Source organism: Enterobacter sp. UNJFSC 003 (genome assembly GCF_036903355.1).
Classification (GTDB): Bacteria; Pseudomonadota; Gammaproteobacteria; order Enterobacterales; family Enterobacteriaceae; genus Enterobacter.
The window spans coordinates 1-17,952 of sequence record NZ_JBAKHK010000012.1; the positions used below are offsets into that span (position 1 = coordinate 1).

Genomic DNA, 17,952 nt, shown 5'->3' on the forward strand with positions numbered 1-17,952 from the left:
CGTGCTTACGGCAGAGCTCACGGGCAGAAACCCCGGCTTCCGCTTCGCGAAGAATACTGATGATCTGTTCGTCGGAAAAACGCTTCTTCATGGGGATGTCCTCATATGGCTTATGAAGACATTACTAACATCGGGGCGTGTTAATCAACGGGGAGCAGGTCAAGACCAAAATCGCACTACACCGCACCTGCCTGCGGTTTTTGGATCATAAAAATTTTTCAGTTTTATTTTTCTACAAACCAGACCGCCAGACCGCGCCAGTGCTGGCGGCTTTGCGTAAAACCAGAACTGAAAAGATTGAAAAGAATTTCAGTGTTTTTCACTTTCATGGATCTGCGAAGGATCGAGTGGAAAATATAACTAACAGATAAATAAGAGAAAAAATAATTTTATGTGAAGTTTGGAGGATCGTTTTGGTTTCTTGTCTTTACAGAGCAATCGGGCGCAAGGGCAGAGCTGGCGCGGTACAGAGGGAAATTAAGGATTTCTGGGAAGCTGAAAATTACGTCTGGAAGCGTCCGTGAGCTTTGGTTATTCTTTGTTCGGGTTCAGAACAATACGGATGAGATATGGATGCTAAACAGGTTGCATTAGGGATTCTCGATGGGATCTCCTCCATACCAAACACAGCTTACATGGGTGTTGTAAGGAGCTGGGAGGGAAGCGGGCTTGCCGGGGATAGCGCCAAACAAAGAAACCAGGCTGAGACGGAACGTTTTTTCTATATGCTCAAGAGCCTGGGTAATGCTGAGTCACCATTACGCAGGCTGATAACTATCGTTTTCACGTCGTTCTATCAGAAGCTCAATGATGAAGGTAAAGAGGCCGTAAACAATAAATTGGGTTACGGAGCCGGAAGCATTGGTGGGCGAACAGCAGGGCAAATAGCTCTGGCACAGACAGCCGCAAGTCTGATGTTAAATCGTCTGGCGATTGATCAGGCGTACAAACATTTTATCCGGTTTAGCGCTTCAGCCGCGTTAAACGTTGTGATGTTTCAGGGAATCATCGAAGAGTCAGCCAGAGCGTCAAGAAGGATGAAAGCCACATATCCCTCTACATACGCCAGGGTGTCAAAAGAGAATCTGGATATGGTCTACTTTCTCGTTGAACAGCAGTTAGAGCCTTACCTGGTGTTCATTGAAGGACACCCTATTGATTGCAAAGGAATACAGAATGAAATTTGTAAAATCGTTAATGTCCCACGCAATTGAGGGAACTATCACCTTTCTGGCTGTGCTTTTTGCTATGGGGTCATTCTTCTGGTTTGAAAGCACATGGATGAAATTCGCTGGGTGTGTTGGCGCATTGATAGTCGGCTACGTGCTTTCATACGGAGCGGCAAAAATTAGAGGCGGGTAATAAAAAAATCATGCATCGCTATGCAGAATGCGGCCTGGCGAATGCCTGAGAAAAATAGTCAGGGGACAAAAAGGGGACACCCGCAATTTCATTAACAAAAAAGCCACTCAATTGAGTGGCTTAATTATATGAATTTAAAGCTAAAATTTGGTGGCCCCTGCTGGACTTGAACCAGCGACCAAGCGATTATGAGTCGCCTGCTCTAACCACTGAGCTAAGGGGCCGTGGCGGTGAATTATAAAGTAACTCCCTTCAGCAATCCAGCCATTCGCACCTGCCTGCTGTTTTTATAAACAATGCATAATCAATCCTTTATACTTCAATGACGATGTATCGATCGGGAGTAAAGATGATCAACGATATTCTGGCACCTGGGCTGCGCGTAGTCTTCTGTGGTATCAACCCGGGCAAGTCCTCCGCCCACACCGGTTTTCACTTCGCCCATCCGGGAAATCGCTTCTGGAAGGTTATCCATCAGGCCGGGTTTACCGACAGGTTGCTCAAGCCGGAAGAGGAGCAACACCTGCTAGACACGCGCTGTGGAATCACCATGCTGGTCGAGCGGCCCACGGTGCAGGCGAGTGAAGTGAATCTGCATGAGCTGCGCAGCGGCGGCCGGGAACTGGTTAAGAAGATTGAAGACTACCAGCCTGCCGCGCTGGCGATCCTCGGTAAACAGGCCTACGAGCAGGCGTTCAGCCAGCGCGGGGCGCAGTGGGGTAAGCAAAGCATCAGCATTGGCGTCACGCAGGTCTGGGTGTTGCCGAACCCGAGCGGGTTGAACAGGGCGACGCTGGACAAGCTGGTAGAGGCATATCGTGAACTTGACGAGGCTCTCATCGTGCGCGGGCTGTAACTGCCGGAGCCAGCGGCTCCGGCGTCACGATCAAAACTCGTAGCGTGCACCCATGTTGTAGCGGCGTCCTTCCAGTATGGCCGACTGGTTATAGGACGTTTTGTGGATCGGATTCACGTCGAACAGGTTGTAGACGCCGGTCATGAGCGTGATCCGTTTAGTAAGATGGTAGCGCAATCCTAAATCGACCAGCGCATAGGCCTCTGTCGAGGTTGATTTTCCGGTGTTTGGCGTATTACTGCGCCAGCTGGCTTTTGTCCAAAGCTCCAGGTCGTTAAGGGCATTCCACGTCAGCGACAGGTTGGCCATGCTGCTCGGGTATTCGTTCAGCGCCTCGCCTTTGTACTGACCGCTTTTTTGCTCGCTGTGGGTGTACGTGTAGTTCGCGTTAGCCTTCAGCGCTGGCGTGACCTGCCAATCGCCGTTCAGCTCCAGTCCATAGATTTCCGCGTCGCTGACGTTGAAATACTGATAGACCTCTTCCGCTTCATAACCGTTGTAAATACACTTCTGCGCGGCTGTCGCCGTACAGATGGTGTAATCGCTGATCTTGTCTTTAAATTTGGTGAAGAACACGGTGGCATCTAGCGCCAGCGCATCCTCTTGCCAGTAGACGCCCAGCTCGGTGTTGACGCTCTGCTCCGGCTTCAGGTCATTGTTACCGATGCCAATAAAGGAATAGGGATATGCGCCGTAAACGGTGGTGAAACCTTCGTTGTTCTCGCGCAGGTCCGGTTTTTTATAGCCCGCCGATACGCCGCCCTTCAGCGCCCAGCTTTCATCAATGGTCCAGTTACCGTAGAGTTTTGGCGTCACGTGGTAGCCAAAGTAGCTGTCGTGATCCAGACGCGCCGATGTGGTCAGCGTAAAGTCCGGCACCATCATCCACGCATCTTCGGCGAACACGGCCCAGCCGTTACGGGTGATCTTGCTCACCGGCGTTATGCCTGGCACTTCTTTGTCTTCAATACCGAAAGTGTCATTCAGCTCGTTGCGGGTGACGTTGATCCCAAGCGTTAACTTATGATCGTCAAATGAGAAGGTATTCGCGCTGTTGGCTTCATAATTCCGCTGCTTGATGAACTGCGAGTTCATGCCCGGCACGCGGTATTCGGTTTTGGCATTTTCATAGCTGACGAAGTTTTTCACCTCCAGCAAATCGTCGCCGTACCAGGCGTGCTGAGCGAGCGAGGCGGCGTCGCGATCGAAGTCCCATTGCCAGGCTTTATCGTTGTGAGATTGTGCCTGATGTCCTTTGACAACGTTCAGATCCCACAGTTGGGTATCGGTCGGCGACATATTGATGGTCGCGTCCAGGTTGCCCGCTTGATGCTTAACAAAGCGATTATCGTTCTGGCTGTCGTCATCGCGACGGTCAAGATAATCTGCCGCCAGGCTTACGCCAAGCTTCCCCGGAATGACCGGCCCCATCAGAAAAGCGTTAGTCTGGTTGGTGTTGCCGTACTCGCTCTTCTCCTGCAGGAAAGCGTTGTTCTCCAGCACGCCGGTCCATTTGTCCAGGTTATAGCCTTTTTTGGTGATGACGTTGACCACGCCGCCAATAGAATCTGAACCATACAGGGAAGACATCGGCCCGCGGATCACCTCGATGCGCTCAATCGCGGCAAGAGGTGGCATAAAGGCGGCTTCGGTCCCGATATGGTTGCCGTAAGGGCGCGATTCGCGGGTGGCTTGCTTGATACCGTTGACCATGTAGGAGGTATAGGTCGAGTCCATGCCGCGCATCTGCACGTCGCCCGTGGCTAGGCTCCCGTTACCGCTTCCCACGAGTACACCGGGCATCTCGCGAAGCGCTTCGGTCACGTTCTGGTTTGAGCGGGTGTTCAACTCTTTTTCACCGACGACGGAGATAGTGGCGGGTGCCTCGCGGCGTTCCTGCGCAAAACCGGTGGCGGTGACCACCAGCTGATCTTCATTCGCTGGCGTGGCTTCTTCGGCGAAAACGGCCGCAGGAAGGCTGGCGAGGGCGAGCGATATCGCCAGCGCCGTACGTGTCTGGTTAATCACAACGCAATCCTCAGAATGGGGTTAAATCGAGTTTGAGCACATAGTCAGCCTGGCTGGCCTTTTCGTCCTGCTTCACGCTAACAAACAGCGTTTTGCCGTCAGGAGAAAGCGCCATGCTGTTTGGCATGGCGGCCGTTTTAACGGTGTGCTTCAGGCTGTAAGTGTTGGCATCGATAACGCTAATCTGACGTGCATTGCGGTGGGTGACGTACACTTCGTCGCGCGCCGGATTATAGACGGCGGCAATGGCGTTAGGGGTCGCAATCCGATGAAGGATCTTGCCGGAATCGAGCTGAACAACCAGTACGTCGCGGGTGTTGCTATCGGTGATAAAACCCACCCCTTTGGCGGCGTTCAGGGCGATGTTGAGGAAGTAATGGTTAGGCTCAGACGGATCTACCTTCACGCGGGAGAGCGCCTGAGAGGTTTTTCCATCCAGGGTCATCAGCTCACCACTGCCGGTGACGGCATAAACTTTGTCATCCGCTTCGTCGACCGCAAAGCCGACCGGATCCATTTTTTTGAGGGCGTGCAGAAGTTTCTGCTTTTGCGTGTCAACAACCCACAGTACGCCTTTTTCGTCACCGCCAATGCCGGAGACGTAGAGGCGGTGGTGCTTCCTATCGAGCACCACTTCGCGGACGTGGGCCTCATTTCCAGCCTCTGCGAGCTGGAGTGTTTTCACTTCTTTATTGGTGCGGGTGTCCAGCAGGGTCAGCGAGCCGTCCAGCGCGTTGCCTAGCCAGAGAATGTGGTTGGTTTCATCCAGCGATACCGCGAAAGGACGGCGCTGGGTGGCGATTCGCTCCTTAACCTTCAGCGAGGCAGGTGAAAGCTGAAATACCTCTCCGCTGGTTTTGTCTTTGTCAAAAGAGGGGGCAGAGGCCGCATAGACCGCATTTTTTCCGGCATCATAAGCCAGTTCATAAAGGCCGTGTCCCAGCGGTTGGGAGACGAACCGATCCTCTGAGAAGTCCTTTGCATAGGCGAAACTCGCCTGAAGTGCCAGAGAAATGAAGAGCGCAGAGAGAGAGTGAATTTTTAATATTTTGAAATTCATGTCATTTTTCTTTACAGTAGTTTACGAAAAGAAAAATGATAATGAAAATAAATATCATTTACAATTGCATCTGTGATTTAGGCTCCTACCAATTTTTGTACTCTGACAAAAAACCAAAAAAAAAGCTCCCCGGAGGGAGCTTTTCACTTGCAGGAACGATTAGTCGTCCAGGAAGCTACGCAGAACTTCAGAGCGGCTTGGATGGCGCAGTTTACGCAGCGCCTTCGCTTCGATCTGACGGATACGCTCGCGGGTAACGTCGAACTGTTTACCCACTTCTTCCAGCGTGTGGTCAGTATTCATATCGATACCGAAACGCATACGCAGAACTTTTGCTTCACGGGCGGTCAGACCAGCCAGCACGTCGTGCGTTGCAGCACGCAGGCTCTCGGTGGTAGCAGAGTCCAGCGGCAGCTCGAGGGTAGTATCCTCGATGAAATCACCCAAATGCGAATCTTCATCATCACCGATGGGTGTTTCCATGGAGATTGGCTCTTTAGCGATCTTCAGCACTTTACGGATCTTGTCTTCTGGCATCAGCATGCGCTCAGCCAGCTCTTCCGGCGTCGGCTCGCGACCCATCTCTTGCAGCATCTGGCGGGAGATACGGTTGAGCTTGTTGATGGTCTCAATCATATGCACCGGAATACGGATGGTGCGTGCCTGGTCTGCAATAGAGCGGGTAATCGCCTGACGGATCCACCAGGTTGCGTAGGTGGAGAACTTGTAACCACGACGGTATTCAAACTTATCTACCGCTTTCATCAGGCCGATGTTGCCTTCCTGAATCAGGTCCAGGAACTGCAGACCACGGTTGGTGTATTTCTTGGCGATAGAGATAACCAGACGTAAGTTTGCTTCAACCATCTCTTTCTTCGCACGGCGGGCTTTCGCTTCACCGATAGACATACGACGGTTAATGTCTTTCACCTGCTCAATGGTCAGGCCGGTTTCTTCTTCAATTTGCTGCAGTTTCATCAAACCGCGCTGAACGTCTTCTTTCACGTCGTGCAGTTTTTCAGACCACGGCTTGTTCATCGCGATAGCCGCGTTGAACCAGGTTTCGCTGGTTTCGTTGCCGGTGAAGAGGGTGATGAAGTTCTTCTTCGGCATTTTGCACTGTTCAACGCACAGCTTCATGATGATGCGTTCCTGGGTGCGTACGCGATCCATCATCACGCGCATGCTGTTAACCAGGTAGTCGAACTGTTTTGGCACCAGGCGGAACTGTTTGAAGACTTCAGACAGCTTCAGGATCTCTTCCTGAGCGGCTGCATGGCTGCGGCCTTTTGCTTTAATGGTGTCGCGTGCCAGTTCGTACTGGGTACGCAGTTCGCCAAACTTCTCACGCGCCAGTTCAGGATCGATGCTGTTATCGTCATCGCTGCTGTCGTCGTCTTCCTCTTCATCTTCGTCTTCGTCATCATCCATCTCTTCCTGAGACAGTTCAGAACCGACGTGAGTCGCGGTTGGCGCCAGATCTTCTTCAGCGTTCGGGTCGACAAAGCCGGTGATCAGATCGGACAGACGCGCTTCTTCCGCTTCAACGCGATCGTACTGTTCCAGCAGATAGGTGATGGCTTCAGGGTATTCGGCAACGGAGCATTGAACCTGGTTGATCCCATCTTCAATGCGTTTTGCGATGTCGATTTCGCCTTCGCGGGTCAACAGTTCAACGGTACCCATTTCGCGCATGTACATGCGGACCGGGTCAGTGGTGCGCCCGATTTCAGATTCCACGCTGGACAGTACCTGTGCAGCAGCTTCTTCCGCATCTTCATCGGTGTTGTTGGAGTTTTCAGCCAGCAACAGATCATCGGCATCCGGTGCTTCTTCCATCACCTGAATGCCCATGTCATTGATCATTTGGATGATGTCTTCGATCTGATCTGAATCGACGATATCTTCCGGCAGATGGTCATTGACCTCGGCATAGGTCAGATAGCCTTGCTCCTTACCGCGTTGGACAAGAAGTTTCAGCTGTGACTGCGGGTTTTGCTCCATAAGACGGTATCCACACTTAATTCGTTTGATTGGTGTCGGCGATGGGGCTACCAACATTTAAAGCGAGGGCGTACTTATATTTTTGCCGCTGCCTCTCAGTGCGGCTGCCGGGGGCTTCCCGATCGATATTCGGCACTTAAGCCGTTAAATTCATTTTTTTTCCAGGGCTTGTCTGATTTCCCAGAACTCCCTGCGTTCTTCACTGCTTAAACCGTGCGTGCGATCGCGAGCGATTAACTCTTCCTGTCGCTGTTCAAGCATTGAATCAAAAATTCGGTTTAGCGTGTCGGTGAACATTTTTTCAACATTCTCATCCTTTATATCGTTCCAGGCTGAGAGTTTTTCAAGTGTTGAGTATTCACTTGTCCCACGATAGTTCTCTAAAAGCTGACCCGTATTCAGGCCTGGCTGGGCTACACAAAGACTCACCAGCTCGTTGAACAGGCTGAGTCCAGGTAGTTTGCTCTGCGCCAGCCCTTGCAGCGGTGGCACCAGTGGTGCCAGATTCGGGTTTTGCACCAGCAGTCCTATAAGTATACGCATAGGAGTTTGTTTTATCTGCTGAGTGGGGCGTACGACACCACTTTCTGCCTGTTTTGGCATTAAACGATCGAGCTGGCTGTCGTCAAAAATGCCTAACTTCAGTCCCAGCGTCTGGCGCAGCTGAATACGGTGCGCATCGCCGGGGACCTGGCTGATAAGCGGCAGCGCGAGCGCGGCCAGCTGCGTACTGCCATCCGGTGAACTCAAATCGACCTGCGGCAACAGACTGTTAAACAAAAACACAGAGAGCGGCTGGGCCTGCTCCATCCGTGCTTCAAACGCCTCTTTGCCTTCTTTACGCACCAGCGTATCCGGGTCTTCACCGTCGGGCAGAAACATAAAGCGTAGCTGACGACCGTCAGTCATGTAAGGCATTGCCGTTTCTAACGCACGCCATGCGGCATCTCGTCCTGCACGGTCGCCGTCGTAACAACAAATGACGTTGTTCGTTGCCCGGAATAACATGTGCATATGGTCGGCCGTGGTCGATGTACCTAGCGAAGCCACGGCATAATGAATACCGTATTGCGCCAGGGCGACAACATCCATATATCCTTCGACAACCAACAGTCGCTGTGGCTCAGCTTGGTGCTGCTGCGCTTCATAAAGGCCATACAGCTGGCGACCCTTATGGAAAATATCGGTTTCCGGGGAGTTAAGGTATTTCGGCGTATCGTTACCCAGCACGCGGCCACCGAATCCAATAACCCGACCCCGTTTGTCGCGAATCGGGAACATCACGCGATTGCGGAAACGGTCGTACGTTCTTCCCTGGTCGTTGTTGACCAGCATTCCGGCAGCGAGCAGCAGCTTCCTGTTGTCGACATTACCACCGAAACGTTTTAATGCGTTGTCCCAGCCTGGCGGAGCAAAACCAATAGCAAACTGCTGAACAATCTCGGCGCTTAGACCGCGTTGCTCCAGATACTGACGTGCAGGCTCGGCATTGGGTTGGGTGAAGGATTGCTGATAAAAATCATTTAACCCTTCCATTAACTGATAGAGATTTTGCCGTTGATGGCGTTCTATCTGACTCAGGCCAGTTCCGGCTTCATACGGCACTTCAAGGTTATGCATCGCCGCCAGTTCTTCGACGGTTTCAACGAATTCGAGCTTGTCGTAGTTCATCAAAAAATCGACGGCATTACCGTGTGCGCCACAGCCGAAGCAATGGTAGAACTGCTTTTCACCGTTTACAGTGAAAGAGGGGGTTTTTTCATTATGGAACGGACAGCACGCATGGTAGTTCTTGCCCTGCTTTTTCAGCTTTACCCGCGCGTCGATGAGATCGACGATGTCGGTTCTGGCAAGCAGATCATTGATGAAAACGCGTGGGATTCTTCCGGCCATATGCCCCAAAAATTTAAGCGACTTATAAACGAAAACAAGCCGCGCATTCCTTCCGGAAGCACGGCCTTACGACTATTACTCTGTCTGTCAATTGAGGACGATAGCCCTCAACAGATTAGTACAGACGAGTACGGCGTGCGTTTTCGCGAGCCAGTTTCTTCGCGTGACGTTTCACTGCAGAAGCTTTAGCGCGCTTACGTTCGGTCGTTGGTTTTTCATAAAACTCACGACGACGAACTTCAGCCAGAACACCTGCTTTCTCGCATGAACGTTTGAAGCGACGCAGTGCTACGTCGAACGGCTCGTTTTCACGTACTTTAATTACCGGCATGTAACTCTCACCTTTAATAAATTCGGTTTGCCGCTGGCATCAACGCCAGCTTATTTCAAAATGGTGCGGAATTTTACTGCAAATGCTGCTGCTTTGTAAAGCACCGATGCGATTTTGAAAGGGACTTTAATTAGGGTGACGAGTATACACGAGCCTTCTTCCAGGCGCGAACAAAGTTTTACATCAACCCGCTCAGGCTCTACACTGCGCGCTATTGAAACGAGGTAAATCAAGTCATGCGTGTACTGGGTATTGAAACATCCTGCGATGAAACCGGCATCGCCATTTACGACGACGAAAAAGGCCTTCTGGCCAACCAATTGTATAGTCAGGTGAAATTACACGCTGACTACGGCGGCGTCGTGCCTGAACTGGCCTCTCGTGACCACGTGCGTAAAACGGTACCCCTGATTCAGGCGGCGCTAAAAGAGGCTGGATTACGTTCAACCGATATTGACGCCGTGGCGTATACCGCAGGGCCGGGCCTGGTGGGGGCGCTGCTGGTGGGGGCAACGATTGGCCGTTCGCTGGCGTTCGCGTGGGATGTTCCGGCGATTCCGGTTCACCATATGGAAGGGCATCTTCTGGCGCCGATGCTGGAAGATAATCCGCCTGCGTTCCCCTTTGTGGCGCTGTTGGTCTCGGGTGGGCATACCCAACTGATTAGCGTGACGGGGATTGGCAAATATACGTTGCTTGGCGAATCGATTGATGATGCCGCCGGCGAAGCCTTCGATAAAACTGCCAAGCTGCTGGGCTTGGATTATCCGGGCGGCCCAATGCTCTCCAAAATGGCGTCTCAGGGCACGGAAGGGCGCTTTGTCTTCCCGCGTCCGATGACCGATCGCCCAGGACTGGATTTCAGCTTCTCTGGCCTGAAAACGTTCGCAGCCAATACTATCCGCAACAATGAAAATGACGATCGGACTCGCGCGGATATTGCCCGTGCGTTTGAAGATGCGGTGGTCGATACGCTGATGATCAAGTGCAAGCGTGCGCTGGATCAGACCGGCTTTAAGCGTCTGGTGATGGCCGGTGGCGTGAGCGCCAACCGTACGCTGCGTGCGAAGCTCGCCGAGATGATGCAAAAACGTCGCGGGGAAGTGTTCTACGCGCGTCCGGAATTTTGTACCGATAACGGGGCGATGATCGCCTACGCCGGTATGGTGCGTCTGAACGCGGGAGCAACGACCGATCTGAGCGTCTCCGTGCGGCCGCGCTGGCCGCTGGCAGAATTGCCTGAGGCATGATTTTTTGCCCGGTGGCGCTGTGCTAACCGGGCAATAAACCCCACTACACCCGCAGCATCCCTTTCTCTTCCAGAAACGCAATAATCGTCGCCAGACCATCACCCGCCTTCAGGTTGGTAAAGGTCCACGGACGCTCGCTGCGCATGCGGTTGGTGTCGCGCTCCATCACCTCCAGCGAGGCGCCAACGTACGGCGCGAGATCGGTTTTGTTGATCACCAGAAAATCGGATTTGGTTATCCCGGGCCCACCTTTGCGGGGGATTTTTTCCCCTTCGGCCACGTCAATGACGTAGATAGTCAGATCCGCCAGCTCCGGGCTGAACGTCGCGCTCAGGTTGTCGCCGCCGCTTTCAACGAAGATCAGATCCAGATTGCCAAATTTCTCGCTTAACGCTTCCACCGCGGCGAGATTCATTGAGGCATCTTCGCGGATGGCGGTATGTGGACAGCCGCCCGTCTCTACGCCGACGATGCGCTCCGGCTCCAGTGCGCCGGCCTCGGTCAGGATGCGCTGATCTTCTTTGGTGTAGATATCGTTGGTGACGACCGCCAGATGATAGGTGTCGCGCATTGCCTTGCAGAGCGCTTCCAGCAGTGCGGTTTTGCCCGAACCCACCGGGCCGCCTACGCCTACGCGCAGGGGGTGTTTATAATCAGCCATGTTGACTCCTCAGGAACGGAATAATCGTGAATATTGTGTTTCGTGTCGGGCAGAGGCGATGGCCGAGAGCGGGGTTGCTGCACCCAGTTCGTCATCCCCCCGTAAAAATGCGTCCTCATACCCCGCGGCAAAACGATCGCTCAGCGCGATAATCAGCTGTTGCGCGGCCTGCTGCCCAAAGGGTACCAGCTTGACGCCCGCCATCACCGCGCTCTCAATCCAGCTGTAGCCCAGGCTTAGAGCCAGTTCGCGCGCGTCTATACCCCAGCGCACGCCGAGCCACGCCATGCCGCAGAGCTGGCTTTGCCCAAACAGCGGCAGCCACTCTGTCGGGCAATCTGGCTCCCAGCTCTTAATCAGCCGCGTAAAGGCAGCGCCGCGATTACGTTCCTCTTCACGCAGCTCGCGCGTTTCCCGACAGGCGAGAAGATAAGCCGTCCAGCGTTTAGCCGCGGTCAGATCGCGTTGCTCGCAGGCCTGATAAAGACGGATAAACAGCGGCAAATCAACGCAGAAAAAGCCCTGCTCCATCTGCTGGTATTGCCAGCGCTTGAAGGCGTCTGCGTTGAGCACCCAACCCGCCTCAACCGCCCATTCCAGCCCCTGCGACCAGGTAAATGACCCAACCGGCAGGCTGCTGCTGGAAAGCTGCATCAGACGCAGCCACTGGCGGGAGTGTTCCATCAGCTCATCAGAGCCAGAAGGGCAGAGACGATCAGCCCGCCACCGAAGGTTTTACGCAGGCCGTCGTGACGGCGCAGCAGTCGCCCAGCGGCGAAACTTGCGCACAGCACCGTCGCGCTGGCCAACATAAATCCACTGGTAAACAGCCAGAAGCTGTGGCCTGACATCTCCACGCCGTGCGCCCAGCCGTGGAACATCGCCAGCGCAGGAACGGCCAGCAGCAGGCGGTTTTCGGTTTTAAACATCATTACGCCGCATACCGCCAGCGAGGCGATAATCAGCATCTCCATGCCGCTAAAGCCGCCGAGCAGACTGCCCGCAATGGCGCCGGTCAGCATCATGCCGAGGGTGGCAAACGGCAGAAGAAGCTTGCGGCCGCTCAATGCGGAGAGTACGCCAGCACCGGTCAGCATCAGCAGATGATCGAGCCCCGTCAGCGGGTGGAAAAAACCGGCCTGAAAGCTGTCCGTTCCGTGACCAGGATGCGCGAGCGCTGGCAGGGAAAAGGCCAGCAATAAAAGAGGTAAATACTGACGCATGACGAATCCTTAATGTGAATGAGCGTGAGAATGGCTATGGCCGTGGGCATCGCTGGCGTAAGCACCCGCTTCGGGTTCAAACGCTAAGGTGGCGAAGGTCACCTCAAGACCGAACTGGCGCAGCATATCGTCGAGAACATGGTCATGGTGATAGCGCAGTTCGCCGGGCATGATTTGCAGCGGCACGTGGCGGTTGCCCAGGTGGTAGCAGGCGCGGGCGAGCAGGAACGGGTCGGTACAGCTGACAACGGAAACCGATTCTGGCGCAGCGATCACTTCAACGACCTCACTTCCGTCTTCGGTGGTCAGCAGGTCGCCGCCGCGCAGCAGCAAACCGCGCGGTAGCATCAGCCCCGCATCACGGCCGTCATTCAGCGCCACGCGAGCACGGCTTTTCACGCGCACGTCAATCGTCAGCGTGACGCTGGCAGTGACGGGGTGGGCGTGGTCAAGGCGTTGGGTTAGGTAGATCATCGTCACTCCTCAAAACAGGAAATAGCGCTGAGCCATCGGCAAAACCTCTGCCGGCTCGCTGGTTATCAGTTTGCCGTCGACGCGCACCTCATAAGTTTGCGAATCAACGGTGATATTGGGCTGCAGAGCGTTGTGGATCATGTCGGCCTTTTTCACCGTCCGACAGCCTTTCACCACGGCAGTTGCGCTTTGCAGATTGAGCTGCTGAGGTACGCCATTTGCATCGGCGGCCTGTGAGATAAACGTCAGTCGGGTCGCTTGGCGCGCGGCGCCCAGCGAGCCAAACATCGGGCGATAATGCACCGGCTGAGGTGTCGGGATTGAGGCATTGATGTCGCCCATCGGCGCGTAGGCGATCATTCCGCCCTTAACGATGGTGGAGGGCTTCACGCCAAAAAACGCCGGTGACCAGACCACCAGATCCGCCAGTTTACCCGCCTCAATGGACCCGACTTCATGGGCAATGCCGTGTGTGAGGGCCGGATTGATCGTGTATTTGGCGACATAGCGCTTCACGCGGAAGTTATCGTTCGCGCCGGTCTCCTCCGCCAGGGCGCCGCGCTGGACCTTCATGCGGTGAGCAACCTGCCAGGTGCGGATAATCACTTCCCCTACGCGGCCCATTGCCTGAGAGTCAGACGAGGTAAGCGAGAACGCGCCGATATCGTGCAGCACGTCTTCGGCGGCGATGGTTTCACGGCGAATGCGCGATTCGGCAAAGGCGACATCTTCGGCGATATCCGGATCGAGGTGATGACACACCATCAGCATATCGAGATGCTCGTCGATGGTATTCACCGTGTAGGGCAGCGTCGGGTTGGTGGAAGAGGGCAGAATATTCGGGTGCGCGCAGGCGGTAATAATATCCGGCGCATGGCCACCGCCCGCCCCTTCGGTGTGAAAGGTATGTATGGTGCGCCCGCCAATGGCGGCCAGCGTGTCTTCCACAAATCCGGACTCGTTCAGGGTGTCGCTGTGCAGCGCCACCTGGATATCCATCTCTTCTGCCACCTCAAGCGAGCAATTGATCGCAGCAGGCGTTGCGCCCCAGTCTTCGTGGATTTTAAGCCCGATGGCCCCCGCCGCGATTTGCTCGCGCAGGGCATCCGGATTGGAGCCGTTACCTTTACCGAGCAGGCCAATGTTGACCGGCAGCGTATCGGCTGCCTGCAGCATGCGGGCGATATACCACGGCCCCGGCGTGCAGGTGGTGGCGTTGGTGCCTGCTGCGGGGCCAGTCCCCCCCCCGATCATGGTGGTGACGCCAGAAACGAGTGCCTCTTCTGCCTGCTGCGGACAGATCCAGTGAATATGGGTATCGATCCCGCCTGCGGTGACGATCTTGCCTTCGGCGGCAATGACTTCCGTGGCGGCACCGATCGGGATCGTCACACCGGGCTGAATGTCCGGATTACCGGCTTTGCCGACGGCGAAGATCCGGCCGTTTTTTACGCCGATATCCGCTTTCACGATCCCCCAGTGATCGACAATCAGCGCGTTGGTCAGCACCAGATCTACGCAGTCCCGCGACGTCATCTGCCCCTGACCCATGCCGTCGCGGATCACTTTCCCGCCGCCAAATTTCACCTCTTCGCCATAGGTCGTGAGATCGTTTTCAACTTCGATCCACAGCTCGCTGTCGGCCAGACGCACTTTATCGCCGGTGGTGGGGCCGAACATATCGGCATACGCCCTGCGTGAAATCTCAGCCATTTTTCACCTCTCCCATCACCTCTCCGCGAAAACCGACTATGCGCTGCGCGCCGGTCACCTGAACCAGCGTCACTTCGCGCTTCTGCCCGGGTTCGAATCGCACGGCGGTGCCTGCCGGAATGTTCAGCCGAAAGCCTTTGGCGGCCTCCCGGTCAAACTTCAGCGCGGGATTAACCTCGTAAAAGTGATAATGCGATCCCACCTGGATCGGTCTGTCGCCGTGGTTTTCAACAATCAGATGTCGGGTTTCACGCCCGACGTTCAGCGCGATATTGCCGGGTTGGATCTGATATTCGCCTGGGATCATCACCGGCTCCTTACACGATCGGGTTGTGAACGGTGACGAGCTTTGACCCGTCCGGGAAGGTCGCTTCCACCTGAATATCCGGGATCATCTCCGGCACGCCTTCCATCACCTGCTCGCGCGTCAGGACGTGGCGGCCCGCTTCCATTAACGATGCGACAGTTTCACCATCGCGCGCGCCTTCCATAATGTAGGCGCTGATCAGCGCGACCGATTCCGGGTAGTTGAGCTTTACCCCGCGCGCAAGGCGGCGCTCGGCAACCAGCGCGGCGGTGAACAGTAACAGCTTGTCTTTTTCTCTGGGGGTCAGTTCCATAACGTTTCTCTTATGTCTGCCAGATACGCGGCGAACAGGCGGGTTTGGTGGTTAACAGTGGGCGAAGCGACTGCCAAATTTCGCGCATCACCCGCTGGCAAATCAGGTTGTCATGGGAAAGAAAGCGCACCGACAGCAGGCCCTCAGTGAGCGTCGCGCCGGCATAATGTCCCAGCGGATCGAGCTGCTCGCGCACCGCATCAAGGTGATTTTCCGTGGCCGGATAGAACAACAGCGTGCCGACCCACGGGTGTTCGGCGACAGGGGTAAGATCGCCGTTGCTGAGATGCTGACGCTCAATCAGCAGCGGTTCATCCTCAAGCCAGATCTCAAGGCGGCTTTCAAACGTGCCGTGGCTGAAGGTTTCACCCATCACCGGGCGCCCCAGACAGTACAATTCCCAGGCCAGCAGCGTGCTGGACGGTTGCAGATGAAAGACGGAGCGTAAGGCGGCGTTTGCACCGGGAAAGACAATGGTGTCCTGTGGAAGCCACTCCAGTATTGCCTCATCATCGAGGTAAAAGTGCTGGTTCAGCCGGGCTCTTGGGCCGCTACTGCGATAGAACTTACTGGCGCCTGGCATGGTGATAAGCGCATGGCTTTTTGCATCCAGACGTACGGAAATTTCCAGTGAATCGCCCCCCACAATCCCGCCAGGCGGGTGCAGCAGGTAGAGGTGGCAAGTTTCATCTTCGGGGTAAAACGGACGCTGAACGGTAAGCGGCCCGACGTGATGAGCGGAGTGCAGGAGGGTTTTCTCTGGGGTGTGACAAAACTGGAGAGCAAGCGACGCCTGCCAGCCTTTGTATGAATTATCAGTGACCTGAGTTGCTAACATGCTGCATCCATCTGCACACGTTCGGGATAGGATTCAGTATGCCCTGGCAGAAATGAAGGCTGTCATATGAGTCGCTTATGGATAAAAAAACCGGCTCATCTGAGCCGGTTAACGGTGTTATCGATAATCCTCCGCATCCACATCATACCCGGACGGTTCCCAGCGGATCGCCAGCAGCGACGCCAGCCCAATAAAGGGGGCCAGTGCAATGACCCAGAACACCGCGGTATCCAGTGAGGCCACCAGCAGCGGGAACAGAAACAGCGAGAGCGTTGAACTGCTGCGCATCAGCGTTTGGTTCAGACCCACGCCCACGCCGCGCAGCGAGGTCGGGTAGCTCAGCGATGCAAACGTCATGGTGTGCGCGCCCGGTCCAAAGCCCTGGCCGAACAGGAATAGCGCCAGCATTGCAACAGCACCAACGCCTTCCATTGCCCCTTCCGGACGCCCGATCAGCGCCAGCCCAAGCAGGGCGACAAGCTGACAGGCATAGCCCGCAAGGGACATCCGCCATGCGCCAAAGCGCGGAACATAGCGCACTGCCAGCAGTCCGCCGACGAACGCAAACAGCAGGTTGAGCACCAGCGAAATCAGAATAGTGGTCAGCATCGACTGCACAAAGAAGCTGGAGATAATCACCGGCAGGCCAAACGCAACGGCGTTATAGGCAAACGAAGAGACCACGGACAGCAGGGTAGCCAGCGTCGTGCGGCGTAAATAGATGCCGCGGAACAGGTTCAGGTAGTTTGACCATTTTGCCTTATTCACCACCGGTGCGGGCTGGTTAAGCGCTTCCTGCGGGACGTGGGCGTTGATGTTATACGACTGCCGTAAAATAGAGGCTGCCTCTTTCAGGTTGCCCTGGTTCGCCGCCCAGACCGGGGATTCGCTCATATAGCGGCTGCGGATAGCTATAATCGCTAGCGCAGGAACCGCGCCAAAGCCCAGGATCAAACGCCAAAGCCAGTCGCTGTGGCTTTCTGGCAATACGGCGTAAAAGAACAGCACCAGCAGGTAAGAGATACTGATGGCGGCATACCATGTGGGGCACCACATCGCGACGCTGGAGGCCTTATTCCCGGGCCCTTTCAGCCTGGCGAACTCACTGAGAAACGCCATCGCTACCGGAAGGTCGATCCCAACGCCGAGACCCATTACAAAGCGTGCTCCCGCCAGCACATATTCATTCGGGGCCAGCGCGCAGGCGATCGCGGCGACCACGAAGAACACCATGTCGGCCATAAATACGCGGTAGCGCCCAATTTTATCCGTGAGATAGCCGCCAAGCAGCGCCCCGACAATGGCACCAAAAGTAATGGCTGAGGCCACCATGCCGGTGCCAGCCGGTGTCAGATTAAATTCGCGGGTGATGTCTTTAATGCCAAACGCCAGCGCGCCCAAATCGTAGGCATCAAGGAAAATACCGCCTAAAGCAATGCCGACCACAATACGGGCATTCGCCCGGCCCTGTGAACCGTTGTTCACCAGACGTGAGACGTCCGATGCGCTGCGCACCCACTTGATGTCGCCATCAGGGGCGTTTCCTGCCGTTGAAAGGGGAGTTGTTTCTGTGATTTCTGCCATTTTCTTTTTGTGTGGTTGTGTTGTGTCAGTAACAGTTACCACAGGCAGAAGGTGA

Annotated in this window: 18 protein-coding genes and 1 tRNA gene; 3 read left to right on the forward strand and 16 right to left on the reverse strand. The window is 54.9% G+C overall.

The window, feature by feature from the left end:
* Positions 1–91 (reverse strand): transposase (locus V5P19_RS19525; RefSeq protein WP_137563447.1); only part of this gene is annotated, 91 nt, incomplete at its 3' end.
* 478 nt (positions 92–569) lie between these two features.
* Between V5P19_RS19525 and V5P19_RS19530 the strand changes: the two genes are divergently transcribed.
* Positions 570–1,214, forward strand: a complete 645-nt coding sequence (locus V5P19_RS19530) for a hypothetical protein (RefSeq protein ID WP_334406628.1) — start codon at positions 570–572, stop codon at positions 1,212–1,214.
* Positions 1,215–1,510: 296 nt separating this feature from the next.
* Here the strand turns inward: V5P19_RS19530 and V5P19_RS19535 are convergent.
* A tRNA-Ile gene (locus tag V5P19_RS19535) sits at positions 1,511–1,586 on the reverse strand.
* Between the two features lie 125 nt (positions 1,587–1,711).
* Here V5P19_RS19535 and mug point away from each other — a divergent pair.
* The gene (gene mug / locus V5P19_RS19540) at positions 1,712–2,218 is read left to right on the forward strand and encodes a G/U mismatch-specific DNA glycosylase (RefSeq protein WP_334406630.1); all 507 of its coding nucleotides are present in this window, start codon (positions 1,712–1,714) and stop codon (positions 2,216–2,218) included.
* A 30-nt stretch (positions 2,219–2,248) separates the two neighbouring features.
* Here the strand turns inward: mug and V5P19_RS19545 are convergent, their stop codons facing one another.
* The 5 genes from V5P19_RS19545 to rpsU form a co-directional block, all read right to left on the reverse strand.
* Positions 2,249–4,246, reverse strand: a complete 1,998-nt coding sequence (locus V5P19_RS19545; RefSeq protein WP_334406632.1) for a TonB-dependent receptor — start codon at positions 4,244–4,246, stop codon at positions 2,249–2,251.
* Between the two features lie 10 nt (positions 4,247–4,256).
* Positions 4,257–5,306, reverse strand: coding sequence for a YncE family protein (locus tag V5P19_RS19550; protein ID WP_334406634.1), 1,050 nt, complete (start codon positions 5,304–5,306; stop codon positions 4,257–4,259).
* Between the two features lie 159 nt (positions 5,307–5,465).
* Positions 5,466–7,310 (reverse strand): RNA polymerase sigma factor RpoD, encoded by a 1,845-nt coding sequence (gene rpoD / locus V5P19_RS19555; protein WP_334406636.1) that lies wholly within the window; start codon positions 7,308–7,310, stop codon positions 5,466–5,468.
* 150 nt (positions 7,311–7,460) lie between these two features.
* Entirely contained in the window at positions 7,461–9,203 is a 1,743-nt protein-coding gene (dnaG, locus tag V5P19_RS19560) for a DNA primase (RefSeq protein ID WP_334406638.1), read from the reverse strand.
* A 115-nt stretch (positions 9,204–9,318) separates the two neighbouring features.
* The gene (rpsU, locus tag V5P19_RS19565; protein WP_001144069.1) at positions 9,319–9,534 is read right to left on the reverse strand and encodes a 30S ribosomal protein S21; all 216 of its coding nucleotides are present in this window, start codon (positions 9,532–9,534) and stop codon (positions 9,319–9,321) included.
* 236 nt (positions 9,535–9,770) lie between these two features.
* Between rpsU and tsaD the strand changes: the two genes are divergently transcribed.
* Positions 9,771–10,784 (forward strand): tRNA (adenosine(37)-N6)-threonylcarbamoyltransferase complex transferase subunit TsaD, encoded by a 1,014-nt coding sequence (tsaD, locus tag V5P19_RS19570; RefSeq protein WP_334406640.1) that lies wholly within the window; start codon positions 9,771–9,773, stop codon positions 10,782–10,784.
* 43 nt (positions 10,785–10,827) lie between these two features.
* On the opposite strand, the gene ureG is transcribed toward tsaD, so the two are convergent.
* The 9 genes from ureG to V5P19_RS19615 form a co-directional block, all read right to left on the reverse strand.
* The gene (ureG, locus tag V5P19_RS19575) at positions 10,828–11,445 is read right to left on the reverse strand and encodes an urease accessory protein UreG (RefSeq protein ID WP_234650584.1); all 618 of its coding nucleotides are present in this window, start codon (positions 11,443–11,445) and stop codon (positions 10,828–10,830) included.
* A 9-nt stretch (positions 11,446–11,454) separates the two neighbouring features.
* A complete protein-coding gene (locus V5P19_RS19580; RefSeq protein WP_334406650.1) occupies positions 11,455–12,129 on the reverse strand; it encodes an urease accessory protein UreF in 675 nt (224 codons plus the stop codon).
* Entirely contained in the window at positions 12,129–12,668 is a 540-nt protein-coding gene (locus tag V5P19_RS19585) for a HupE/UreJ family protein (protein WP_334406652.1), read from the reverse strand. The genes V5P19_RS19580 and V5P19_RS19585 overlap by 1 nt, the downstream gene beginning before the upstream one ends.
* Before the next feature lie 9 nt (positions 12,669–12,677).
* Entirely contained in the window at positions 12,678–13,142 is a 465-nt protein-coding gene (ureE, locus tag V5P19_RS19590) for an urease accessory protein UreE (RefSeq protein ID WP_334406654.1), read from the reverse strand.
* A gap of 9 nt (positions 13,143–13,151) precedes the next feature.
* Positions 13,152–14,855, reverse strand: a complete 1,704-nt coding sequence (gene ureC, locus V5P19_RS19595) for an urease subunit alpha (protein ID WP_334406656.1) — start codon at positions 14,853–14,855, stop codon at positions 13,152–13,154.
* Entirely contained in the window at positions 14,848–15,162 is a 315-nt protein-coding gene (locus V5P19_RS19600; RefSeq protein WP_334406658.1) for an urease subunit beta, read from the reverse strand. The genes ureC and V5P19_RS19600 overlap by 8 nt, the downstream gene beginning before the upstream one ends.
* A 10-nt stretch (positions 15,163–15,172) precedes the next feature.
* Entirely contained in the window at positions 15,173–15,475 is a 303-nt protein-coding gene (locus V5P19_RS19605; protein ID WP_334406660.1) for an urease subunit gamma, read from the reverse strand.
* A 10-nt stretch (positions 15,476–15,485) separates the two neighbouring features.
* Positions 15,486–16,313 carry an urease accessory protein UreD gene (locus tag V5P19_RS19610; RefSeq protein WP_334406662.1) on the reverse strand — a complete coding sequence of 276 codons (828 nt, stop codon included), beginning with the start codon at positions 16,311–16,313 and terminating at the stop codon, positions 15,486–15,488.
* A gap of 117 nt (positions 16,314–16,430) precedes the next feature.
* Complete coding sequence (locus V5P19_RS19615; RefSeq protein WP_334406663.1) at positions 16,431–17,897, reverse strand: MFS transporter; 1,467 nt, start codon at positions 17,895–17,897, stop codon at positions 16,431–16,433.
* Positions 17,898–17,952 lie beyond the last annotated feature (55 nt).